The sequence below is a fragment of the Flavobacterium sp. genome, from assembly GCF_044368625.1.
Lineage (GTDB): Bacteria > Bacteroidota > Bacteroidia > Flavobacteriales > Flavobacteriaceae > Flavobacterium.
This window is the reverse complement of the sequence record NZ_JBIPPD010000343.1, coordinates 1-3,591: the sequence shown is the minus strand read 5'-3', so window position 1 is coordinate 3,591 and position 3,591 is coordinate 1. Positions and strand designations below refer to the sequence as shown.

Genomic DNA, 3,591 nt, shown 5'->3' with positions numbered 1-3,591 from the left:
CACTATCTCATGCACAATTCTTTTACCAATGTAGGTAAGAAGGACGGGAGAGGTGTGGAAATGAAGCATAACATGATGGATATCCGTCAGTATCATGCTGTTCATCTTGGCTTTATGTTGAGTAAGAATGAATTACATTGTGATTACATTCCTATTGAATCACCTAAGAATAGTATACACCAAAAGTATATACTCATACATCCTGTAACTACATGGGCTAACAGAACATGGCCTGCTGAGAAGTGGATGGAGTTGGTTAAGAAGCTTAACGATGATGGGATATATGTTATCAGTATAGGTAAGGATAGTTCAGAGACTGGATTCTTTAATGTAGAGAAGCCTGTGTTTAACTTTGAGATACCTTATGGAATGAATCTAATGAATAAGACTTCTATATCAGAATGTTATCACCTTATAAATAATGCATCATGTTTTATAACTATGGACAGTGGGTTACTACATCTCGCTGGAACTACAAATACTCCCATTATTCAACTGGGTTCGTCACTCAATCCTGAGTTTAGAATGCCACATGGACATCCATTACGTTATGTAGATGGACCATGTAAGCTACAATGTTGTTCTAACATGAAGTATGGTGTGAAGGAGTGGGGAAATATACAAGGCGTACAACCATTGATAGGTTGCCTTGAGAATAAAGAAACGTTTGAATGTCATCCAGAAGTAAATCAAGTTTATGAAGAAGCTATTAATTATATCTCCTCACTTTAGTACAGGAGGAGCACCACAAGTAACACTTAACAAAGTACAACTACTCAAGGATCACTATGAGATCATGGTGGTGGAATATGCTTTCCTTGCATGGAAGTTTGTTGTACAACGTAAGCAAGTGGAGTTTATACTTGGATCTAACTTTAGATCACTGGGAGATAACAAGATGGAGCTCATTGATATCATTGATCAGTTCAATCCAGATGTTATCTCTATGGAAGAGTTTCCTGAGATGTTCATGGATGATGATGTTACGAGACTTATCTATGAGCCAGGAAAAAAGTATCGTATTGTAGAAAGTACACACGATAGCTCGTTCCCTCCACATGAGAAAAGATGGATGCCTGATGAGTTTGTGTTTGTTAGTGCACACAACATGTTTAGATATAACCATCTAAATGTACCTATGCAGGTAATTGAATACCCTGTAAATCAAAAAGTCTGGGAAGGAACCAATGATGATTCCTGTAAATATATTGCTATTGTAGGACTGTGGACACCACGTAAGAACCAGGCGTATGCTATTGATCTTGCTAGACAACTACAAGACTATAATGTAGACTTTCAATTTATAGGTAATCAAGCTGATAACTTCAAGAGTTATTGGGAGCCATTGATGAAAGATCTACCATCTAACTGTACAGTGTTAGGAGAGATAGACAATGTTAGTAGAGTGCTTAGGAACTATGACATGTTCTTGTTCCCATCTAAGGGAGATAAGAACAATAAAGAGCTTAATCCTATTGCGATCAAAGAAGCATTGCAATATAAAGAAATGCCTAAGCTGATGTACAACCTAGATGTATATCACAATAAGTATAATGATTATGAAGATGTATCATATCTAACTGGTGATGTTAAAGCTGATGCAGAACTTATAAAGAACATATTACAATTAGAGTCTAAGAACAAAGAGCTGATTGGTATTGGTACATATCCTAACACCAAGATCAGAGAAGAGTTAACTATTAAATGTATCGAGAGTGCTAAGAAGTTAAACAGATCTATCATGTTAGTTAGTCACTATCCTGTATCAAAAGAGATACAAGATATGGTAGATCACTATGTATACGATGCACACAATCCTCTTACACATCATAGCTATTACAATCGTTTTACTCGTAGTACAAATGAGTATAGCGTAGAGATGAGAATAGAAGGTGATAGTAACCAGTCACTTACTGTCCTTACTAATCTAGTTAATGCAAGTAAAGCAGCTGTAGGTCTTGGATATACAAAGATGTTCTATGTAACCTTTGATATAGAGCTTGATGAAAATGATTTCCATGAAATCAATAGTAGATTCCATCAATTAGATAATGAATGGCAAGCTGTACTAGCTACATTGAATACACCATTTGGTAAAGGTATACAGACAAATGGTATGTTCTTCAACACTAGGTTTGTCACTACACTATTAGATGATGTACGTACACCAGAAGACTATAACAGAGTATGTGAGAATCTAGGATGTCAGAACTTCCTAGAAGACTACATGATGAAGAAGGTCCATAAGACTAGAGGTGTATGGGTAGAGTATCCTGATGAGCAAACATTCTTAGAGTATAGCGGACATGGTAAGTCTTCTAACAGTGAGTATGTAGGTATTGTAAACTATGAGAAGTGGGCTATTAAGTATTTCTACTTCTATTCATACAATGAAGACATCCCATACTATCTAATTAATCAATATGATAAGAATGGAAAACTATTGTATACTACAGATTCTGCAAAGAAAGAACTATACTTAGGATTACTAGACGATGTTCATAAGGTAGAGCTAGTACAGAATGAGAATGATTATACTAGAACATATTACGTAGACAATGTAATAGGAACTATAGATATTAAACAAATAGATATTCCTAGAGTAGACAGACCTAAGATTAAATTAGTACACCTTCAAACTACATTAAACGATGATAGAGAAAGATTATCTAGAGCTTCGTTGGAACAAGTCGAAGCTTACGGCTGGGACTACATCCTCCACCAGAACGTCCCTTATAATAGCCTCCCACCCAAGCATAACTGTAACAGACCACAAGCAGTCTCTATGGAGTTATTCAATGACGATGAAGTCAGAGAAAGAGGCACAGCTCTTACGCCAGCACACTACGGTTGCTATGAAGCCTTCAGGAATGCAATCCTAAGTGAGATGCATGATTGTGATTACCTGATTGTATGTGAGGGAGACTGTATCATAGAGACAGAGATGAAAGAGTTTATAGATACAGTGGAGAGATGTGCAGCTAAACTAAAGGATAAGTATATAGGCTTTATGTCATTTGGAGATAAGGATACACTAGAGTTCGGCTGGCCACAGAGTCCAGTAGTTGAAGAAGTCAATCAAGATATGTATATTACAGATCATTTGATAGGACTACAATGTATCATGTTCCCTTCTTATGTCAGTAACTTTTTAAAGCAGAAGTTGCGTTTAGAGAACTGGGATGCAGCTGATATGTACTTCAACCATATATTTTATGGAAGCCCTTACAGAATGGGGATAGTACATAAGCGTCTAGCAACACAAGCAGATGGTTACTCATTGATTGACAAACAATATAAAAAATTCAGAAAATGAAAATAGTTCAAGTAGCAACAGGACTCATCAGCATACCACCCAATGGTTGGGGGGCTGTAGAACGTATCATCTGGGAGTATGCTAGCAATCTACAGCTGATGGATATTGATGTAGAGATCAAGAACTGGAATGAAGTAGTGTATGAAGACAACACTATTGTACATTGTCACATGGCTAACACAGCTCTTGATATGCGTGATAAAGGTATTCCATACATCTACTCACTACACGATCATCATGCTGAATGGTATGGTAAAGATAGTGCTGTGTACAAG

Annotated in this window: 3 protein-coding genes; all 3 read left to right on the top strand. The window is 36.7% G+C overall.

Features of this window, described 5'->3' with window-relative positions; genetic code table 11:
• Positions 1–732: glycosyltransferase family 9 protein (locus tag ACIQ2X_RS16045; RefSeq protein ID WP_396179991.1), on the top strand; the 732-nt coding region annotated here is incomplete at its 5' end.
• Positions 698–3,316, top strand: coding sequence for a glycosyltransferase (locus ACIQ2X_RS16040; protein WP_396179989.1), 2,619 nt, complete (start codon positions 698–700; stop codon positions 3,314–3,316). The genes ACIQ2X_RS16045 and ACIQ2X_RS16040, both read left to right, overlap by 35 nt.
• Positions 3,313–3,591, top strand: a 279-nt coding sequence (locus tag ACIQ2X_RS16035) for a hypothetical protein (RefSeq protein ID WP_396179988.1), incomplete at its 3' end; no start/stop codon positions are given. The genes ACIQ2X_RS16040 and ACIQ2X_RS16035, both read left to right, overlap by 4 nt.

Excerpts from the sequence above, each read along its gene's own strand:
- ACIQ2X_RS16040 (WP_396179989.1), top strand. The coding sequence starts at position 698 with ATGAAGAAGCTATTAATTATATCTCCTCACTTTAGTACAGGAGGAGCA.